General features: G+C 67.7%; 13 protein-coding genes. 6 read left to right on the top strand and 7 right to left on the bottom strand.

The window, feature by feature from the left end; genetic code table 11:
• Nucleotides 1-119 precede the first annotated feature (119 nt).
• Together J7500_RS09655 and J7500_RS09660 are read left to right on the top strand one after the other, a co-directional pair.
• Nucleotides 120-2192 carry a M13 family metallopeptidase gene (locus J7500_RS09655; protein WP_294061495.1) on the top strand — a complete coding sequence of 691 codons (2073 nt, stop codon included), beginning with the start codon at nucleotides 120-122 and terminating at the stop codon, nucleotides 2190-2192.
• A 101-nt stretch (nucleotides 2193-2293) separates the two neighbouring features.
• Nucleotides 2294-3481 (top strand): SGNH/GDSL hydrolase family protein, encoded by a 1188-nt coding sequence (locus J7500_RS09660; protein ID WP_294061496.1) that lies wholly within the window; start codon nucleotides 2294-2296, stop codon nucleotides 3479-3481.
• Here the strand turns inward: J7500_RS09660 and J7500_RS09665 are convergent.
• Nucleotides 3478-4629, bottom strand: coding sequence for an isovaleryl-CoA dehydrogenase (locus J7500_RS09665; protein ID WP_294061497.1), 1152 nt, complete (start codon nucleotides 4627-4629; stop codon nucleotides 3478-3480). The two genes, J7500_RS09660 and J7500_RS09665, sit on opposite strands and share 4 nt — an antisense overlap.
• 106 nt (nucleotides 4630-4735) lie before the next feature.
• On the opposite strand from J7500_RS09665, the gene J7500_RS09670 reads away from it, so the two are divergent.
• The gene (locus J7500_RS09670; protein WP_294061498.1) at nucleotides 4736-6148 is read left to right on the top strand and encodes an amino acid permease; all 1413 of its coding nucleotides are present in this window, start codon (nucleotides 4736-4738) and stop codon (nucleotides 6146-6148) included.
• Here J7500_RS09670 and J7500_RS09675 read toward each other — a convergent pair.
• The 6 genes from J7500_RS09675 to J7500_RS09700 all read right to left on the bottom strand — a co-directional run bounded on the left by J7500_RS09675 (nucleotide 6138) and on the right by J7500_RS09700 (nucleotide 11982).
• Entirely contained in the window at nucleotides 6138-6491 is a 354-nt protein-coding gene (locus tag J7500_RS09675) for a Rieske (2Fe-2S) protein (protein ID WP_294061499.1), read from the bottom strand. The genes J7500_RS09670 and J7500_RS09675 overlap by 11 nt on opposite strands.
• Nucleotides 6492-6523: 32 nt before the next feature.
• Nucleotides 6524-7801, bottom strand: coding sequence for a homogentisate 1,2-dioxygenase (gene hmgA / locus J7500_RS09680; protein ID WP_294061500.1), 1278 nt, complete (start codon nucleotides 7799-7801; stop codon nucleotides 6524-6526).
• Between the two features lie 280 nt (nucleotides 7802-8081).
• Nucleotides 8082-9122 (bottom strand): 4-hydroxyphenylpyruvate dioxygenase, encoded by a 1041-nt coding sequence (gene hppD, locus J7500_RS09685; protein ID WP_294061501.1) that lies wholly within the window; start codon nucleotides 9120-9122, stop codon nucleotides 8082-8084.
• Nucleotides 9123-9457: 335 nt separating this feature from the next.
• A complete protein-coding gene (locus J7500_RS09690) occupies nucleotides 9458-10804 on the bottom strand; it encodes an FAD/NAD(P)-binding protein (RefSeq protein WP_294061502.1) in 1347 nt (448 codons plus the stop codon).
• Nucleotides 10805-10808: 4 nt separating this feature from the next.
• Nucleotides 10809-11075: a DUF6356 family protein gene (locus tag J7500_RS09695; RefSeq protein WP_294061503.1), complete on the bottom strand. Its 267-nt coding sequence runs from the start codon at nucleotides 11073-11075 to the stop codon at nucleotides 10809-10811.
• A 31-nt stretch (nucleotides 11076-11106) separates the two neighbouring features.
• Complete coding sequence (locus J7500_RS09700; protein ID WP_294061504.1) at nucleotides 11107-11982, bottom strand: NAD(P)-dependent oxidoreductase; 876 nt, start codon at nucleotides 11980-11982, stop codon at nucleotides 11107-11109.
• Between the two features lie 409 nt (nucleotides 11983-12391).
• Between J7500_RS09700 and J7500_RS09705 the strand changes: the two genes are divergently transcribed.
• From J7500_RS09705 to J7500_RS09715, 3 genes are all read left to right on the top strand, one after another.
• Nucleotides 12392-12796 (top strand): hypothetical protein, encoded by a 405-nt coding sequence (locus tag J7500_RS09705; protein WP_294061505.1) that lies wholly within the window; start codon nucleotides 12392-12394, stop codon nucleotides 12794-12796.
• Nucleotides 12793-14049 carry an efflux RND transporter periplasmic adaptor subunit gene (locus J7500_RS09710; protein WP_294061506.1) on the top strand — a complete coding sequence of 419 codons (1257 nt, stop codon included), beginning with the start codon at nucleotides 12793-12795 and terminating at the stop codon, nucleotides 14047-14049. The genes J7500_RS09705 and J7500_RS09710 overlap by 4 nt, the downstream gene beginning before the upstream one ends.
• A gap of 77 nt (nucleotides 14050-14126) precedes the next feature.
• Complete coding sequence (locus J7500_RS09715; protein WP_294061507.1) at nucleotides 14127-17324, top strand: efflux RND transporter permease subunit; 3198 nt, start codon at nucleotides 14127-14129, stop codon at nucleotides 17322-17324.
• The last annotated feature ends 65 nt before the right edge of the window (nucleotides 17325-17389 follow it).

Below are 17389 nucleotides of genomic sequence, written 5' to 3' on the forward strand. Positions count from 1 at the left end.
GCACCTCTCCTGACCTATTTTGGCTGTGCTTACACCGCGACGGGTCGCTTGGGAAGGCACTGGCGCGGCGCCGCGCGGCGGAGTAGCAGCGAAGCAAGGAACTATCGGAGAGTTGCCAAGTGAATAGTCGCGCGATCCTGCTGGCCGTGCTTCTCGCCACCACTGCCTGCACCACCGGCGGAGATGCCGGGAACAACGCCACTGCGGTGTCCACTCCGACGATCGGCGTCGATCTCGCCGGCCTCAACAAGCAGGTCCGCCCCGGCGACGACTTCGACGAATTCGCCAACGGCGGCTGGCGCGCCCGCACCGAGATCCCGGCGGATCGCTCGAGCACCGGCGTGTTCCTCGAAGTGTTCAACAAGGCCGAGGCGAACAACGCCGCGATCATGAAAGCCGCGGTCCAGGCCAATGCCGCAGCGGGCACCGACCAGCGCCGCATCGCCGACTGGTATCATGCCTTCACCGACACCGCCGGAATCGAGGCGCGCGGGCTCGCGCCGCTCAGCGGCGATCTCGACGCGATCGCGCAGCTCGCCGACAAGAAGGCGCTCTCGGCGATGCTTGGTGGCGACGTGCGCGCCGACGTCGATCCGCTCAACGCGACCAATTTCGAGACCGAGAACGTCTTCGGCATCTTCGTGACTCAGGCCTTCAACCAGCCGGAGACCACGGTCCCCTATGTCCTGCAGGGTGGGCTGGGGCTTCCCGAGCGCGATTATTATCTTTCCCCCAAGCCCGAGATGGCGAAGATCCGCGACCAGTACAAAGCCTATATCGGCAAGCTGCTGAGCCTCGCCAACGTCACCGAACCCGATGCGCGCGCACAGCGGATCTTCGATCTCGAGACCAAGATCGCCCATGCGCATCTCGACATCGTCGCCAGCCAGGACGCCAACAAGGCGAACAACCCCTGGAAGAAGGCCGATTTCGCGAAGAAGGCCCCCGGGATCGACTGGGACGCCTTCTGGAACGCGGCGCAGCTCGGCAACCAGCAGGACTTCATCGTCTGGCAGCCGACCGCCATCGCCGGCATCGCGCGGCTGGTCGGCAGTGAGCCGCTGCAGGTCTGGCAGGACTGGCTGACCTTCCACCGGATCAACCAGGTCACCGACGTGCTTCCCGCTGCCTTCGACCAGGCGCATTTCGAATTCTATAACCAGACGCTCAACGGCCAGCCCAAGCCGCGCCCGCGCGACAAGCGCGCGATCGCCAGCATCAACGCCTGGCTCGGCGATGCGGTGGGTCAGCTCTATGTGAAGGACTATTTCCCCGCTTCGTCCAAGGCCGACATCCAGGGGATGGTGAAGAACATCCTCGGCGCCTTCGACAAGCGCGTGGCCGCGCTCGACTGGATGGCGCCCGCGACCAAGGCCGAGGCGCGCCGCAAGATCGCGACGATGAAGGTCGGCATCGGCTATCCCGAGACCTGGCGCAGCTATGACGGGCTCGACGTGAAGGCGGACGATCCGGTGGGCAACCTCCGCCGCGCCCAGCTCGCCGAATATCGCCACCAGCTTGCCAAGATCGGCAAGCCGGTCGACCGCGGCGAATGGTGGATGACGCCGCAGACGGTGAACGCCGTCAACCTGCCGCTCCAGAACGCACTCAACTTCCCCGCCGCGATCCTGCAGGCGCCTTTCTACGATCCGGGCGCGGATGCGGCGGCCAATTACGGCTCGATCGGCGCGGTGATCGGGCACGAGATCAGCCACGGCTTCGACGATCTCGGCGCGAACTTCGATTCGACCGGCCGCCTGCGCAACTGGTGGACCCCTGCCGATCTCGCGCGCTTCAAGGCGAGCGGCGAGGCGCTGGTGAAGCAGTTCGATGCCTATGAGGTGCTGCCAGGCCTGCACATCAACGGTCGCCAGACGCTGAGCGAGAACATCGCCGACGTCGCGGGGCTGTCGGCGGCCTATGACGCCTGGAAGGCGTCGCTCGGCGGCAAGGAAGCGCCGGTGATCGGCGGCCTCACCGGCGACCAGCGCTTCTTCCTCGCCTTCGCGCAGAGCTGGCGCGAGAAGACGCGCGAGCAGCAGCTCCGCGCCCGCGTCGCCACCGACGCGCATGCGCCGGCCCGCTGGCGCGCCCAGACGGTGCGCAACCTCGATGCCTGGTATCCCGCCTTCAAGGTGGAGGAAGGGCAGAAGCTCTATCTCGCGCCCGACAAGCGCGTGAAGGTCTGGTGATCCGATCCTCCCCGGGCTGCCGGGGAGGATTTTGCCTCTTGCCTTGAACGACCCAGCATGTGGTATCCCGTCTCCCAATGTGAAAACATCGGGAGACGGGGATGCGCTGGCAGCTGAGGCTCGGGATTGCGGCGGGGGCCGTGTCGCTCATCGGGGCGGCGCCGGCGCCGCAGGGGACCTGGACGCGCGCCTGGACCGCGAGCATGTGGCAGGCCGCGCCGGTTCCGGCGCAGATGGTGAGCGTCGACAACGCCACAATCCGTTCGGCGGTGCGCGTCGGCGCGAGCGGGGGCAAGATCCGGCTGCGGCTGGTCAACGACTATGGGCCCGCGCTGAGCATCGGTGCAGTGACGGCGCGCGTCGCCGGCGGCCCGGCGGTACGCGTGACTTTCGATGGGCAGGGCGCCACCTCGGTGCCCGAGGGCGCCCCGCTGGTGAGCGATCCCGTTCCGCTGCCGGTGAAGGCCTTCGACATCGTCGAAGTGTCGATCTACTTCCCCGGCAAGGCCGATCTGACCACCGTCCATGCTGCGAGCGGCGCCCCGACCTATGTCTCCGCGCCGGGGGACCGCAGCGGGGAGGCATTCACCCCGGTGGCGAAGCACAATTCGCGGCCGCTGCTCGCGGGGATCGACGTGCTGACGCCGAAGCCCCGGCCGATCGTCGTGGCCTATGGCGATTCGATCACCGACAACACCGGCTGCGCCAACGACGCAGTGCCGGTGTGCCGCTGGAGCGACGTGCTCGCGCGCAGGCTCGCGGCGGCGGGCAAGCCGCATGTCGTGGTGACGCAGGCGATCTCGGGCAACCGCATCCTCGCGAACGGCACTGGCCCCAGCGCGCTGGCCCGTCTCGACCGCGACGTGCTCGCGGTGCCGGGCGTGACCACGATCGTGCTGCTCGAGGGGATCAACGACATCGGCGGATCGGGCCGCGTGCGCGACGGCGTGGCGGCGCCGACGATCACCGCCGATCAGCTGATCCAGGGCTATCGTCAGCTCGTCACGCGCGCGCACGACCGCGGGATCAAGGTGATCGCGATGACCGTGCTGCCCTATGAAGGTGCCGGCTATTACACCGAGGCGGGCGAGGCGATGCGGACGCGCGTCAACGCATGGATCCGCACCTCCGGCACCTTCGACGGTGTGATCGACATGGAGGAGGTCGTCGCCGACCCGGCCAATCCGAAGCGGCTGGCGGCCGACCTCCAGCGCGGCGACAACCTCCACCCCGATGGCCGCGGCGAGACCAGGATGGGCGAGGCGATCGACCTCAAGCTGTTCCGCTAGGCGCCAACCAGCTCGCGCCCGATCAGCATGCGGCGGATCTCGTTGGTCCCCGCGCCGATGTCGAGCAGCTTGGCGTCGCGGGCGAAGCGCTCGACCGGCCAGTCCTTGGTGTAACCGGCGCCGCCCAGGGCCTGGATCGCCTCGAGGCTGACCTTCACGGCATTCTCGCTCGCGAGCAGGATCGCCCCCGCGGCATCGAAGCGCGTCGTGCGCCCGGCGTCGCAGCTCTTCGCCACGGCATAGACGTAGGCGCGGGCGCTGTTCAGCGCGACGTACATGTCCGCCACCTTGGCCTGCATCAGCTGGAAATGGCCGATCGGCTGGCCGAACTGTTTCCGATCGCGGATATAGGGCAGCACCACGTCGAGGCAGGCCTGCATGATGCCCAGCTGGATGCCGGCGAGCACGGTGCGCTCATAGTCCAGCCCGCTCATCAGCACGCCGACGCCGCCGTTGACCGGCCCCATGACGTTCGCGTCCGGCACCTCGCAGTCGTTGAACACCAGTTCGGCCGTCGGCGAGCCGCGCATGCCCATCTTGTCGATCTTCTGCCCGATCGAGAAACCGGGCATGTCCTTCTCGATGATGAAGGTCGTGATCCCGCGCGATCCCTCGCCGGTCTTGGCATAGACCACCAAAGTGTCGGCATAGGCCGCGTTGGTGATCCAGAACTTCGTGCCGTTGAGCACATAGCCCCGGTCGCTCTTCTCGGCGCGCAGCTTCATCGAGACCACGTCCGATCCGGCGCCCGCCTCGGACATCGCGAGACTGCCGACATGTTCGCCCGAGACCAGCTTGGGCAGGTACTTCGCCTTCTGCTCCTCGTTCGCCCAGCGGTGGATCTGGTTGACGCACAGGTTCGAGTGCGCGCCATAGCTCAGCCCGATCGACGCCGAGGCGCGGCTGACTTCCTCGCACGCGATGACATGCTCGAGATAGCCGAGCCCGAGCCCGCCCCACTGCTCGTCCACCGTGATGCCGTGCAGCCCCAGCTCGCCCATCGCCGCCCAGAGTTCGTCGCGCGGGAACCAGTCCTCGGCGTCGATCCGCGCCGCCAGCGGCTCGATCCGCTCCTTCGCGAAGCGCTGGGTGGTCTCGCGGATCATGTCGGCGGTCTCGCCGAGCCCGAAGTCGAGGGTGGGTTCCATCATTCTCTCCGAATCATCGTTCCGGCCTTGTCGAGGCGCGGTGCATGTCCCTAGGCTTGGAGAAACCGCGCCGCTTCGACAAGCGCGGGCGCTTCAGGGGGATCGGGTGACAAGCCTTTTCAGACGCAAGATCGTGACCGGCGCCGAGGAACAGCCGGAGGCGCACCGGCTGGCGCGCACGCTTTCCTGGCCGCATCTGGTGGCGCTGGGCGTCGGTGCGATCGTCGGCACCGGCATCCTCACGCTGATCGGTGTGGGCGCCGACCGCGCCGGGCCCGCGGTGCTGCTGAGCTTCGCCGTGGCGGGGCTGGTCTGCGCCGCCGCCGCGCTCTGCTATGCCGAGATGGCGACGATGATCCCCGCCTCGGGCAGCGCCTATACCTACAGCTATGCCACGCTCGGCGAAGTGATCGCCTGGGTGGTCGGCTGGTCGCTGATCCTCGAATATTCGCTGGTGGTCGCGACCGTCGCGGTCGGCTGGTCGGGCTATGCCGTGGGCTTTCTCGGCGGTCTGGGAATCCATCTGCCCGACTGGCTCACTCACGGGCCGACCGCCGACGGTGCGATCGGCATCAACCTGCCCGCGATCGTCATCATCGCCGTGGTCGCCGGGCTGCTGATGCTCGGCACGCGGGAGAGCGCGCGGATCAATTCGGCGCTGGTGGTGCTCAAGCTGGTGACGCTCACGCTGTTCGTCGCCGTGGCGCTGCCGCATTTCGACGCGGCCAACCTCCATCCCTTCACGCCCTATGGCTTCGCAAGCACGCCGGGCGCGGACGGCGTGAAATACGGCGTGATGGGCGCCGCGGCGATCATCTTCTTCGCCTTCTACGGCTTCGACGCGATCTCGACCGCGGCCGAGGAAGCCAAGAACCCCGAGCGCGACCTTGCGATCGGCATCGTCGGATCGATGGTCGCCTGCACGCTCATCTACATGATCGTCGCCGCAGCGGCGGTGGGGGCGCTCAGCTACACGCGCTTCTCGGACAGCGCCGAGCCGCTCGCGCTGATCCTGCGCGAGATCGGGCAGGAGCGCATCGCCACCATCGTCGCGGCCTCGGCGGCGATCGCGCTGCCCACGGTGCTGCTCGCCTTCCTTTACGGCCAGAGCCGCATCTTCCTGGTGATGGCGCGCGACGGCTTCCTGCCGGCGAGCCTCGCCAGGGTCTCGTCGCGCGGCACGCCGGCGCGGATCACCGCGATCACTGCGATCCTCGTCGCGGTGCTCGCCGCGCTCACGCCGCTCGACATGATCGCGAGCCTCGCCAACGCCGGAACGCTGTGCGCCTTCATCGCTGTCGCGATCTGCGTGCTCGTCTCGCGCCGCCGCGATCCCGACGCACGACGCCCGTTCCGCACGCCGCTTCCCTGGATCGTCGCGCCCTTCGCAGTGCTCGGCTGCCTCTATCTGTTCGTCAGCCTCCAGGCCGTGACCCAATGGTCGTTCCTGGTGTGGAACCTGTTCGGGCTCGCGGTCTATCTGCTCTATGCGCGGCGGCGGGCGACGCTCAGCCGGTGACGATCGTCCCGTCGCGGACCTCGACCGGCCAGGGCTGAAGCGCCGCGCCCGCGCAGGGGCCGCCGACGCAGCGGCCATCCTCGATCCGGAACAGCGCGCCGTGCCACGAGCAGGCGATCAGGCGCGAGTCGTCGGTGAGATATTGGTCGAGCGTCTGCGCGAGCGGCAGTCCCATGTGTGGGCAGCGATCGACATAGCCATGCACCGTCTCGCCCCGGCGGACGACGAAGCCGTGGAAGCGCCCGGCGCGCATCTCGAGCACGAAGTTGCGTGCCTTGCCGTCGGGGATCAGCGCCAGCGGCCCGAGCGCGATGCCCGACGGCGTGGCCGAGAGGCGGTCCATCTAAGTCCTCCCCCGGCAAAGCTGGGGAAAGATCAAGGCAGCTGCGCCTTCGGGAATCCTGCCCAGGCCGCGTCATAATCCGGCTGCGCCCGCTCCAGCGCGAAAGCCGTGGGGCGATACGGCCAGCAGGTCTCGACCATGAAGGCCATGGTCCCCTCGGTCTTGTGCGGCTTGAGCTCCGCCTCGCTCGCGCCCTTCCAGCTCGCAACGTCGGGACCGTGCCCCGCCATCATGTTGTGGAGCGAGAGCCCGCCCGGCGCGAAGCCCTCGGCCTTGGCGTCGTAGGCGCCGGTGATCAGCCCCATCGCCTCGCTCATCACGTTGCGGTGGAACCAGGGCGGGCGGAACGTGTCTTCGGCGACCATCCACCGCGGCGGGAAGATGACGAAATCGGCGTTCGCCCGGCCCGGCACGTCGCTCGGCGAGGTCAGCACCGTGAAGATCGACGGGTCGGGGTGATCGAAGCTCACCGTGTTGATCGTGTTGAACCGCGATAGATCGTAGCGCCATGGCGCGAGATTGCCGTGCCAGGCGACCACGTCGAGCGGGCTGTGGTCGAGTGTCGTGGTCCACAGGCTGCCGAGATGCTTCTGCACCACTTCGAACGGCTCGTCGCGATCCTCGAACCAGGCCGCGGGCGTCTCGAAGTCGCGCGGATTGGCGAGCCCGTTGGCGCCGATCGGGCCGAGGTCGGGGAGACGGAACAGCGCGCCGTGGTTCTCGGCGACATAACCCGACGCCGCGCCGTCGGGCAGCAGCGCGCGGAACTTCACCCCCCGCGGCACCAGCGCGATCTGGCCCGGGGCCACGTCGATGCGCCCGAGCTCGGTGAGCAGCGCCAGCCTACCGGCCTGGGGAATGAACATCAGCTCGCCATCGGCATTGGCGAAGACGCGCGCGTCCATGTCCTTGTTGGCGGCATAGACATGCACCGCCACGCCCTCCAGCTCGGCGGGGTCGCGGTTGGCGAGCATCGTGGTCATGCCGTCGATCAGGTCGACAGGCCCGGTCGGGGCGGGCAGGGGATCCCAGCGCAGCCGGTTGGGCGCGAGCGGCTCCTGCACCGTCCCTGGAGCGAAGCGCGGGGCGCCCTGGTAGCGCGTGTAGGGCGGATGCTCGGCCGTGGGCCGCAGCCGGTAGAGCCACGAACGCCGGTTCTCGTGTCGCGGTGCGGTGAAGGCCGTCCCCGAAAGCTGCTCGGCGTAAAGGCCGAATGCGGGCTTCTGCGGCGAATTGCGGCCTTGGGGCAGGGCGCCCGACACTGCCTCGGTCGAGACATGGTTGCCGAAACCGGGGAAGTAGCTGGTCATTCCTGCATCCTCGGATTTTGGCCGGGGTGAAGCAACGCAAGCGCTACTGGCGCCGCTTCCCCCGGCTCTCCTCTCCAACTCTAGCTCGACGTTCCGAGAAGAAGAATGCGGTTCACGCAAAATCGCGAAGGCATGAAGAAGTTCCGCCTGCCCGCTAGCGGCCTTCCGCATCCGAGTCACGTCAATCCCTGACGCCGGAGCGACACGCTCCGGGAGCGCGTCCAGGCATCTTCGCGCCTTCGCGCCTTTGCGTGAACAATCTCTTCTCGTTCTTCCGGCCTCAGGCGTCGACCTTGATCACCCCGCGTCGAATCTGATCCAGCTCGATGCTCTCGAACAAAGCCTGGAAGTTCCCGTTCCCGAAGCCTTCGTTGCCCTTGCGCTGGATGATCTCGAAGAAGATCGGGCCGAACATGTTCTCGGTGAAGATCTGGAGCAGGATGCCTTCGCCGGTCTCCACCGAACCGTCGATCAGGATCCGGTTCTTGCGCAGCCGCTCGAGATCCTCGCCGTGGCCGGGCACGCGCTTGTCGACCAGTTCGTAATAGGTCTCGATCGTGTCCTGCAGCTTCACGCCGCGCGCGCGCAGCCGCTCGACCGTGTCGTAGATGTCGTCCGTGGTCAGCGCGAGGTGCTGGATGCCCTCGCCATGATATTCGCGGATGAACTCCTCGATCTGGCTCTTGTCGTCCTGGCTCTCGTTGAGCGGGATGCGGATCGCCTTGTCGGGGGCGATCATCGCCTGGCTGAACAGCCCGGTCGCCTGGCCCTTGATGTCGAAATACTTCTGCTCCTCGAAGCCGAAGAGCGTCTTGTAGAACTCCGACCACACCCGCATCTGGCCGCGGCGGACGTTGTGGGTGAGGTGGTCGAGCAGGTCGAGCCCGACATTGTTCTCGGCCTCCGCCTCGCGCCAGCCCGGGAACTCGGCCCAGTCGGCATAGAGATCGCGGCCGTCCTCGATGAAATAGAGGTACGAGCCGCCGATCCCCTGGATCACGGTGTCGTCCTCTTCGGTGCGTTCGGCGCCGTGCGCGAGCGCCCATTCCATCGCCTTGGCCGGATCGGCGACGCGGAACGCCATCGCGCTCGCCGAGGGGCCGTGCTCGCCGCGGAACTTCGCGACTCGGCCCGCATCGTCGCGGTTGAGCATCAGGTTGATGCGCCCCTGCTTGTAGCGCGTGATGTTCTTGCGCGGGTGCCGGTGGCTGGCCACGAAACCCATCTGCTCGAACTGGCGGGCCATCGCCTCCGGATCGGGGGAGGTGAATTCGACGAACTCGAAGCCATTGAGGCCGAGAGGATTTGCTGCGTCGGTCATGGGGCGATTGTACCGCCCACGGCTCGATAGTGTCAAATGATACTAACGGGAAGTGCGCACTCTTGGCCGCAGGGGTGCGCAGGGGGAGAAGAAAGATTGTTCACGCAAAGGCGCAAAGGCGCGACGATTCAGGTTCACGCGGAGGCGCGGAGGCGCGGAGTGAGGCAGCCCGCGAAAGCGGCAGAAAATCTTCGGAGGCTTGGGCGGAGGATCAGGCAGCAAGTCTCCCACCCTAAACCTCCGCGTCTCCGCGTCTCCGCGTGCGCAATTCTCTTCGCGCCTTTGCGCCTTTGCGTGAACAAATCTCTCTTCGTTCTCTGCGCCTCAGCGCGAACCTATAGCCCTTCGCCACCCACCCAATGGGCATTCGACAGCCGCCGGGCGACGCTCCAGGTCTGGGTGCGGATGTCAGGCACCGCGACGATCTCCCAGAAGGCGCCGCGCGTCATCGGCCCCAGCGCATAGAGGTTGCCGTTCGGCCGGCCCTCGGCGTCGATCGTCTGGCCCTGGTTGTCGACGTCGATCCCCAGATGCGCGGCGTCGGGGCGGATCGTGCCGCGCGCAGCGAGCTTCTGGAGCAGCGGCTCGTCGGTGCGCGCGAGATCGCCGAGCGGGCCCGTGCAGTTGACGATCCGCTGCACCCGCATCGTCTCGGCCCCGTCGGCGCCGCGGCGGCGGAGCGCCACGTCGACGCCGTCCGGCACTTCCTCGAACCCAAGGGTCTTGCCCGCGATCACTTCGAGCTGCCCGCGCTCGATCACCGCCATCAGCCGGGCATGGACTTCGGGCGCCAGCCGGTGGCGATGGACGTCCCACCACGGACGCAGGTGGCGCAGGAAGCGGCCGCGCTCGGCTTCGCTCGCATTGCCCCACATCGCCTGGGTGAAGGGCCGGAGCTCGTCGACGGCGTTGCGCCAGCCGATTGCCTCGCCGCGCTGGCGGACCTGCTGCACCAGCCTGGAGGCGACGGTCGCCGGGCGATCGGCGATCTTCTCCCATTCGCCGCCCGGTGCGTGGCTTCGCGGCAGCAGCCCGCGACGGGAAAGGGCGACGATCTTGCCCCGGAATCCTCGCGCATCGAGCAACAGCACGACGTCGATCATCGTCAGCCCGGTGCCGATCACCAGCACCGTGTCGTCGTCGCCCAGATCCTCGGGAACGCTCGCGTCCCACGGATCGCCCTTGTAGCGTTTGCCCGATAGTTTCTTGGGATCGAGCCCCGGCGGATCGTGGGGCGGCAGGTTGCCCACCGCGAGCACCGCGGCGTCGGCATCGATCGTCCGGTCGCGCAGCCGCACTTTCACGTCATTGCCGAATTCCAGGTCCTGCACCTCGTCGCGCACCAGGGTGAGGCGGCCGTTCGAGTCGCGCAGCGCCGCCTCGAGCAGCTCGCGCAGATACTCGCCATAGGTCACGCGCGGGATGAAGGCGCCCGGCGCATCCTGCACGCCGCGCGCCTCGAGCCAGCGGACGAAGTGCGAAGGGTCGTCGGGAAAGGCGCTCATGTTCGCCGCGCGCACGTTGAGCACATGGCTCGGGTGCGCGGCGCCATAGGCAAGGCCGGTGCCCGCGACCGGGGCGCGCTCGATCAGCGTGGCGCGGGGACCTTCGTGGCGCAGCAGGTTGATGGCCTGGAGCGTGCCCGAAAAGCCCGCGCCGATGATGGCGACGTGCTCGATCACGCCCCTAGATCTCGTATTCGATCTGCCACTCGGGCTGCTGGAAGGCCGGGCGTTCCTGCGAGAAGGCCGGCTGGCGCGCCTTCATCTGGGCATAGAGCTTCTTGACCGAGTCGCTCGCCGTGCGGACGAACAGGAAGGGCAGCACGGCGTGCACGACGCACGCCGCGCCCCCTGCGATCATCGTGAAGCCGAAGCGCGCAGCGGTACGGGCATGCTCGCCATAGCTTTCGCCCACGCTGCGCGGATGGGAGAGGAAGATGCGATCGATCATGGTCTTGATGAACCTTTCCGCGCCGCCTGCGTCAACCCGCCTTCTTTGCAATCGTGGCGGCCAGTGCCGTAACGTCTACGTCCTCGCCTTCGGTCGCCACCGTCTCGGCGAGGTGCGCCTTGAGCAGGTCGAGCAGCGGCATCTGCTGGCCTAGTGTGGCGGCCGCCTCGCCGGCGAGCCGCATGTCCTTCAGGCCCAGCGGCGCAGCGAAACCGGCGGGGCGATAGCGTTCCTCCGCGATCAGCGGGCCGTAGATCTTGTGGATCGTCCCGTCGAAGATCGTGCCGGTCAGCACTTCGATCAGCTTGTCGCGTGCGATCCCGCCGCGCTCGGCGAGCGCCACCGCTTCGCCATAGGCCTCCACCGTGGCGAGGATCATGAAATTGCCCGCGAGCTTGACCAGGTTTGCGGCCGAGGGCGTGTCGCCGATACGGAACACGGTGCGTCCGATCGCGTCGAACAGCGGCGTCGCGGCATCGATCGCATCGGCTTCGCCGGCCGCGACGATCCACAGCTGCCCGGCCTCGGCCACTGCCGGGCGGCCGAACACCGGCGCCGAGACGAAGCGCTGGCCGCGCTCGGCGTGGAGGCGACTCGCGCGCTCGGCCGCCTCGACCGAGATCGTGCTGTGCGAAATATGCAGCGCGCCTTCGGGCAGTCCGGCGAGCAGGCCGTCGGGTCCTTCGAGCACTTGCGTCAGTGCCGTGTCGTCGGCGACCATGGTGAAGGCAACCTCCGCGCCTTCGGCCGCGGCGCGCGGGGAGGGGGCGAGCACGGCGCCCTGGGCGACCAGCGGGTTGGCGCGTTCGGCCGTGCGATTCCAGACGTTTAGCTGATGTCCGGCCTTGAGCAGGTTGGCGGCGATGCCGTGTCCCATCTGGCCGAGTCCGAGGAAGGCGAGCTGCATCGCTTGATCTCCTGCATGCGTGCTGGTGGCTGGCCAAATAGCTCCTCGGAACGCAGCCGCAACCACTGCTGGACAAAAAAATACCAGCCGGTATAGAAAGCTTCTTGACGCGGCGCAGCACGACTTCTATACCAGTCGGTATGGAATGATCCAACCTTCGGATCGGGGACCAGCTGAAGGAGCCGCCTATGCGCAAACTTCATAAAGATCGAGGTCAGGCCACGGCCTGACCTGGGCGCGTCCGCGCGCCATCACAGCTCGAGGCATCGAACGACGCCGCGGGAGCATCGCTCCCGCGACAGGATTTCCGCGCCTTCGCGACACGAATCTCGCCGGTGACCGCCAGCCAGGTGCTGCGCGGAAGGGAGCGGTGCGTCCGCCCGCCGGCCAAAACGCAGGGAGAATGACCATGGCCTATATGGACTTCGCAGCACTGCAAGGCACTGCCACCGCCTCTCCGGCGAACATCGCCTGGCCGTCGCGCAGTCGAGCTGAAAGCGGATTATCGGCACTCGAATGGCAAGTCGTAGCGCTTGCCCAGCAGGATCGGCTTTCCTCGCTCGAAGAGCCGGGCAAGCTGTCGGTGGCGCTTGGCATGATCTTCGGCGGGCAGCGCCCCAATCCGAAGCTCGCCGATACTCGGCTCGAGGCGCTGCGCCGCATCGCGGTGCTCGCCTGGCACCGCGGCTACGCGCTGCCGCGCCACGAGATCCGCGCCTTCCACGAAGCGGGCTTCACGCCGGAACAATATGAAACGCTGCTCGCGAGCATCAGTCGCGGGCGGGCAGCGCTCAACCAGGGGACACGTCAATGAACATGATCACCAAGATCGAGCCCGAGACGGGCGCGGTTGCCCGTTTCCAGCGCCTGCCGCTGTGGCAGCGCGGCGGGTTGCTCCTCCTGCCGGTCGCACTCGTCGGCGGCGGACTGACTTTCGCCAACAAGGGTACGCCGGCCGTCGCCGCGCCGCCGCCGCCCACCGTCACCGCGGCCACGCCGCTGGTCCGCGACGTCAATGAATGGGACGATTACGTCGGCCGCTTCGAGCCGAGCCGCTCGGTCGAGGTGCGTCCGCGCGTCTCGGGCGCGATCGTCGGGGTCCACTTCACCGACGGCGCCGTCGTCCAGAAGGGCCAGCTGCTTTTCACGATCGACCCGCGGCCCTTCACCGCGGCGCTCGCCGAGGCACGCGCCGGTCTGGCCAGCGCGCAGAGTGACCTCGCGCTCGCCCAGTCCGACCTTGGCCGCGCCGAGCGGCTGGTCTCGGTCGAGGCGGTGTCGAAGAGCGATGTCGAGCGGCTCCAGGCCCGCGTCCGCGCCGCCCGCGCGGCGGTCGCCGCCGCCGAGGCACGCGTCCGCAGCCGCGCGCTCGACGTGGAGTTCACCCAGGTCCGCGCCCCGATCTCGGGCCGCATCTCGGACCGCAAGGTCGATCCGGGCAATCTGGTCGCGGCGGGCGAGGGGGCGGGCGGCAGCCTGCTCACCACGATCAATGCGCTCGACCCGATCTACTTCACCTTCGACGGATCGGAAGCGCTGTTCCTCAAGGCCAAGCGCGCCCAGGCCGCCGGAGCCAAGGAATCGCCGGTCGAGATCCGCCTGCAGGACGAAGCCGAATATCGCTGGAAGGGCCATCTTGATTTCACCGACAACGGGCTCGATCCGCGGTCGGGCACGATCCGCGGTCGCGCGGTGCTGTCGAACCCGGGCATGTTCCTGACGCCCGGCATGTTCGGCAATATGCGGCTTTCCGCCGGCGGCACGACCAAGGCGCTGCTGGTGCCCGACGCGGCCGTGATGACCGACCAGGCCCGCAAGCTGGTGATGACGATCGGCAAGGACGGCACGGTTCAGCCGCGCCCGGTGCAGGTCGGCCCCACCGTCAACGGTCTGCGCGTCATCCGTTCGGGCCTGACTCCGCAGGACCGCGTCGTCATCGCCGGTGCGATGACTGCGCCCCCCGGCGTCAAGGTCCAGGTGAAGCCCGGCACGATCCAGCCACTCGCGGCTCCTGAAACTCCGGTGATCGCCGCTCCGGTCACGGGCGAGGCGACCCTAGCCCGCTGACCGGCCTGCCGCCGGGCGGTCCCCAAAGGCCCGGCGGCAGGAACCCCATTCGGAAATCCTTTTACGAGGAGAAGGCCATGCGCCTCTCACGGTTCTTCATCACGCGCCCGATCTTCGCGGCGGTGATCGCCATCACGATCGCCATCGTCGGCGCGCTCGCCTATCTCGGGCTGCCGGTGTCGCAATATCCCGACATCGTGCCGCCCACCGTCACCGTGGCGGCCAGCTATCCCGGCGCCTCCGCCGAGACGGTGGCCGAAACCGTTGCTGCTCCGATCGAGCAGGAAATCAACGGCGTCGACAACATGATCTACCAGTCGTCGCAGTCGACCGGCGACGGTAACCTGACGATCACCGTCACCTTCAAGCCCGGCACCGACCTCGATGCCGCACAGGTGCTGGTGCAGAACCGCGTCGCGATCGCGCTGCCCCGCCTGCCCAACGAAGTGCAGCGGCTCGGCGTCGTCACGCGCAAGACGAGCCCGGACTTCCTGCTGGTGGTCAATCTCGTCTCGCCCGACCATTCGCTCGATCGCGGCTATATCTCCAACTATGCGCTCACCCAGGTGAAGGACCGGCTGGCGCGTATCGACGGGGTGGGCGACGTCCGCATGTTCGGCGCGCGCGACTATGCGATGCGCGTGTGGATCGACCCCGGTCGCGCGGCCGCGCTCAACCTGACCGCGGGCGAGATCGTCCAGGCGCTGCGCGCGCAGAACGTCCAGGTCGCCGCCGGCGCGCTGGGCCAGCCTGCCGCGAGCAACACGGGGCAGGCCTATCAGCTCAACGTCGAGACCCAGGGCCGGCTCAAGGACCCGGCCGAATTCTCGAACGTCGTGATCCGCACCGATGCCGACGGCCGCCAGGTCCGCGTATCGGACGTGGCGCGCGTGGAGCTGGGCGCCGCCGACTATTCGTCCAACACCTATCTCTCGAACGAGCCGACCGTGATCCTGGGCGTGTTCCAGCGGCCGGGCTCCAATGCGCTCGCGGCGGCCGATGCCGTCAAGCAAGAGCTCCAGACGATGTCCAAGTCCTTCCCCAAGGGCCTGGAGTATCGGATCATCTACAATCCCACCGAGTTCATCGAGCAGTCGATCGACGCTGTGATGCACACGCTGGGCGAGGCGATCGTCCTGGTCGTGCTCGTCATCCTGGTGTTCCTCCAGCGCTGGCGGGCGGCGATCATCCCGGTCGCGGCTATCCCGGTCTCGCTGATCGGCACCATGGCCGTGCTCGCGGCCTTCGGCTACTCGATCAACAACCTCTCACTCTTCGGCCTCGTCCTGGCCATCGGCATCGTCGTCGACGACGCGATCGTCGTGGTCGAGAATGTCGAGCGCAACCTCGCGCGGGGACTAACGCCCTTGGAGGCTGCCAAGACCTCGATGGACGAAGTGTCGATCGCACTGGTGGCGATCGTGCTCGTGCTCTGCGCGGTGTTCATCCCCACCTTCTTCCTCTCGGGCCTCTCCGGCGCCTTCTATCGCCAGTTCGCGCTGACGATCTCGGCGGCGACGGTGATCTCGCTGATCGTGTCGCTCACGCTCTCCCCGGCGCTTGCCGCGGTGCTGCTGCGCACGCACGACCACGAGCATCAGCCGACCAACCCGGTCATGCGCGCGGTCTATCGCGCGGGCGACTGGTTCAACCGCGGCTTCGAGCGGATGAGCGAGGGCTATGCGAACCTGACCCGCCGGCTGGTCACGCGTCCGAAGCGGATGATGGTCACCTATGCCGGCCTAATCGCCGCCACCGTCGGGCTGTTCTGGGCCACGCCGACCGGCTTCATCCCGGCGCAGGACCAGGGTTATTTCCTGACCGTCATCCAGCTTCCGCCCGGCTCGTCGCTCGAGCGCACGGATGAAGTGATGCGCAAGGTGGTGGCGCGCCTGCTGCCGATCCCCGGCGTGAAGGGCTCGGTGATGCTCGCCGGCTTCGACGGCGCATCGCAGACGCTCGCCCCCAATGCCGCCGCCGCCTATGTGCCGCTCGAGAGCTTCGAGAAGCGCAAGGAGCTCGGCGTCAGCTATCAGCAGATCATGGACGAGGCGCGCAAGCGCACCGCCGACATCAACGAAGCGATGCTGCTGATCGTCCCGCCGCCGCTCATTCAGGGTATCGGCTCGGCCGGCGGCTTCCGGATGATGATCCAGGATCGCGGCAGCAACGGCTATGAAGCGCTCGGCAAGCAGGCGCAGGCCGTGATCGGCAAGGCGAACCAGAATCCGGGACTTCGCCAGGTCTACACGCTGTTCAACACCATGACGCCGCGCGTCTTCGCCGACATCGACCGACGCAAGGCCGACTTGCTGGGCGTGCCGCCGGAACGCGTCTTCGAGGCACTCAACGTCTATCTCGGCTCGGCGTTCGTGAACGACTTCAACCTGCTCGGACGCACCTATCGCGTGACGGCGCAGGCGGACGCACCGTTCCGCGCCACCGAGGCGGACATCGCCAACCTCAAGACCCGCTCCAATTCGGGTGCCATGGTGCCGATCGGTTCGGTCTCGACCTTCCAGGACAAGACCGGCCCGTATCGCGTGGTTCGCTACAACCTCTTCCCCGCGGTCGAGGTCGATGGCGACACGGCACCCGGCTCTTCGAGCGGTCAGTCGCTGCTCGCGATGGAGAAGATCGCCGACGACACGCTGCCGGCGGGCTACAGCCACGAGTGGACCGGCATCGCCTATCAGCAGGAAGCCGCGGGCAACACCGCGCCGCTGGTGTTCGGCCTGGCGGTACTGTTCGTCTTCCTAGTGCTGGCCGCGCAATATGAGAGCGTGACGCTGCCGCTCGCGATCATCCTGATCGTGCCGATGTGCCTGTTGGCGGCCATGGCGGGCGTGAACCTGCGCGGCATGGACAACAACGTGCTGACGCAGATCGGCCTGGTGGTGCTCATCGCACTCGCGGCGAAGAACGCGATCCTGATCGTGGAATTCGCCAAGCAAGCCGAGGACATCGACGGGCTCTCGCCGGTCGACGCCGCGGTCCGCGCCGCGCGCGATCGCCTGCGGCCGATCCTGATGACGTCGTTCGCCTTCATCCTCGGCGCCGTGCCGCTGCTGATCGCGACCGGCGCAGGGGCGGAGCTCCGCCAGGCGCTCGGCACCGCCGTCTTCTTCGGGATGATGGGAGTGACCGCCTTCGGCCTGCTCTTCACGCCAACCTTCTACGTCGTCTGCCGCGGGCTGGGACAGCGCCTCGCGCGCAGGCGGCGTGGATCGGGCGCCGCGCCCGGGGCCGAGCCCGAGGTGCTGCCGGCGGAGTGATCAGCCGTCATCCCCGCGAAAGCGGGGACCCCGAGCCAAGAATGAACCGCCTGTGACCCTGGGCC

It is taken from the genome of Sphingomonas sp., from assembly GCF_017744835.1.
In the GTDB taxonomy this organism is placed as follows: domain Bacteria; phylum Pseudomonadota; class Alphaproteobacteria; order Sphingomonadales; family Sphingomonadaceae; genus Sphingomonas.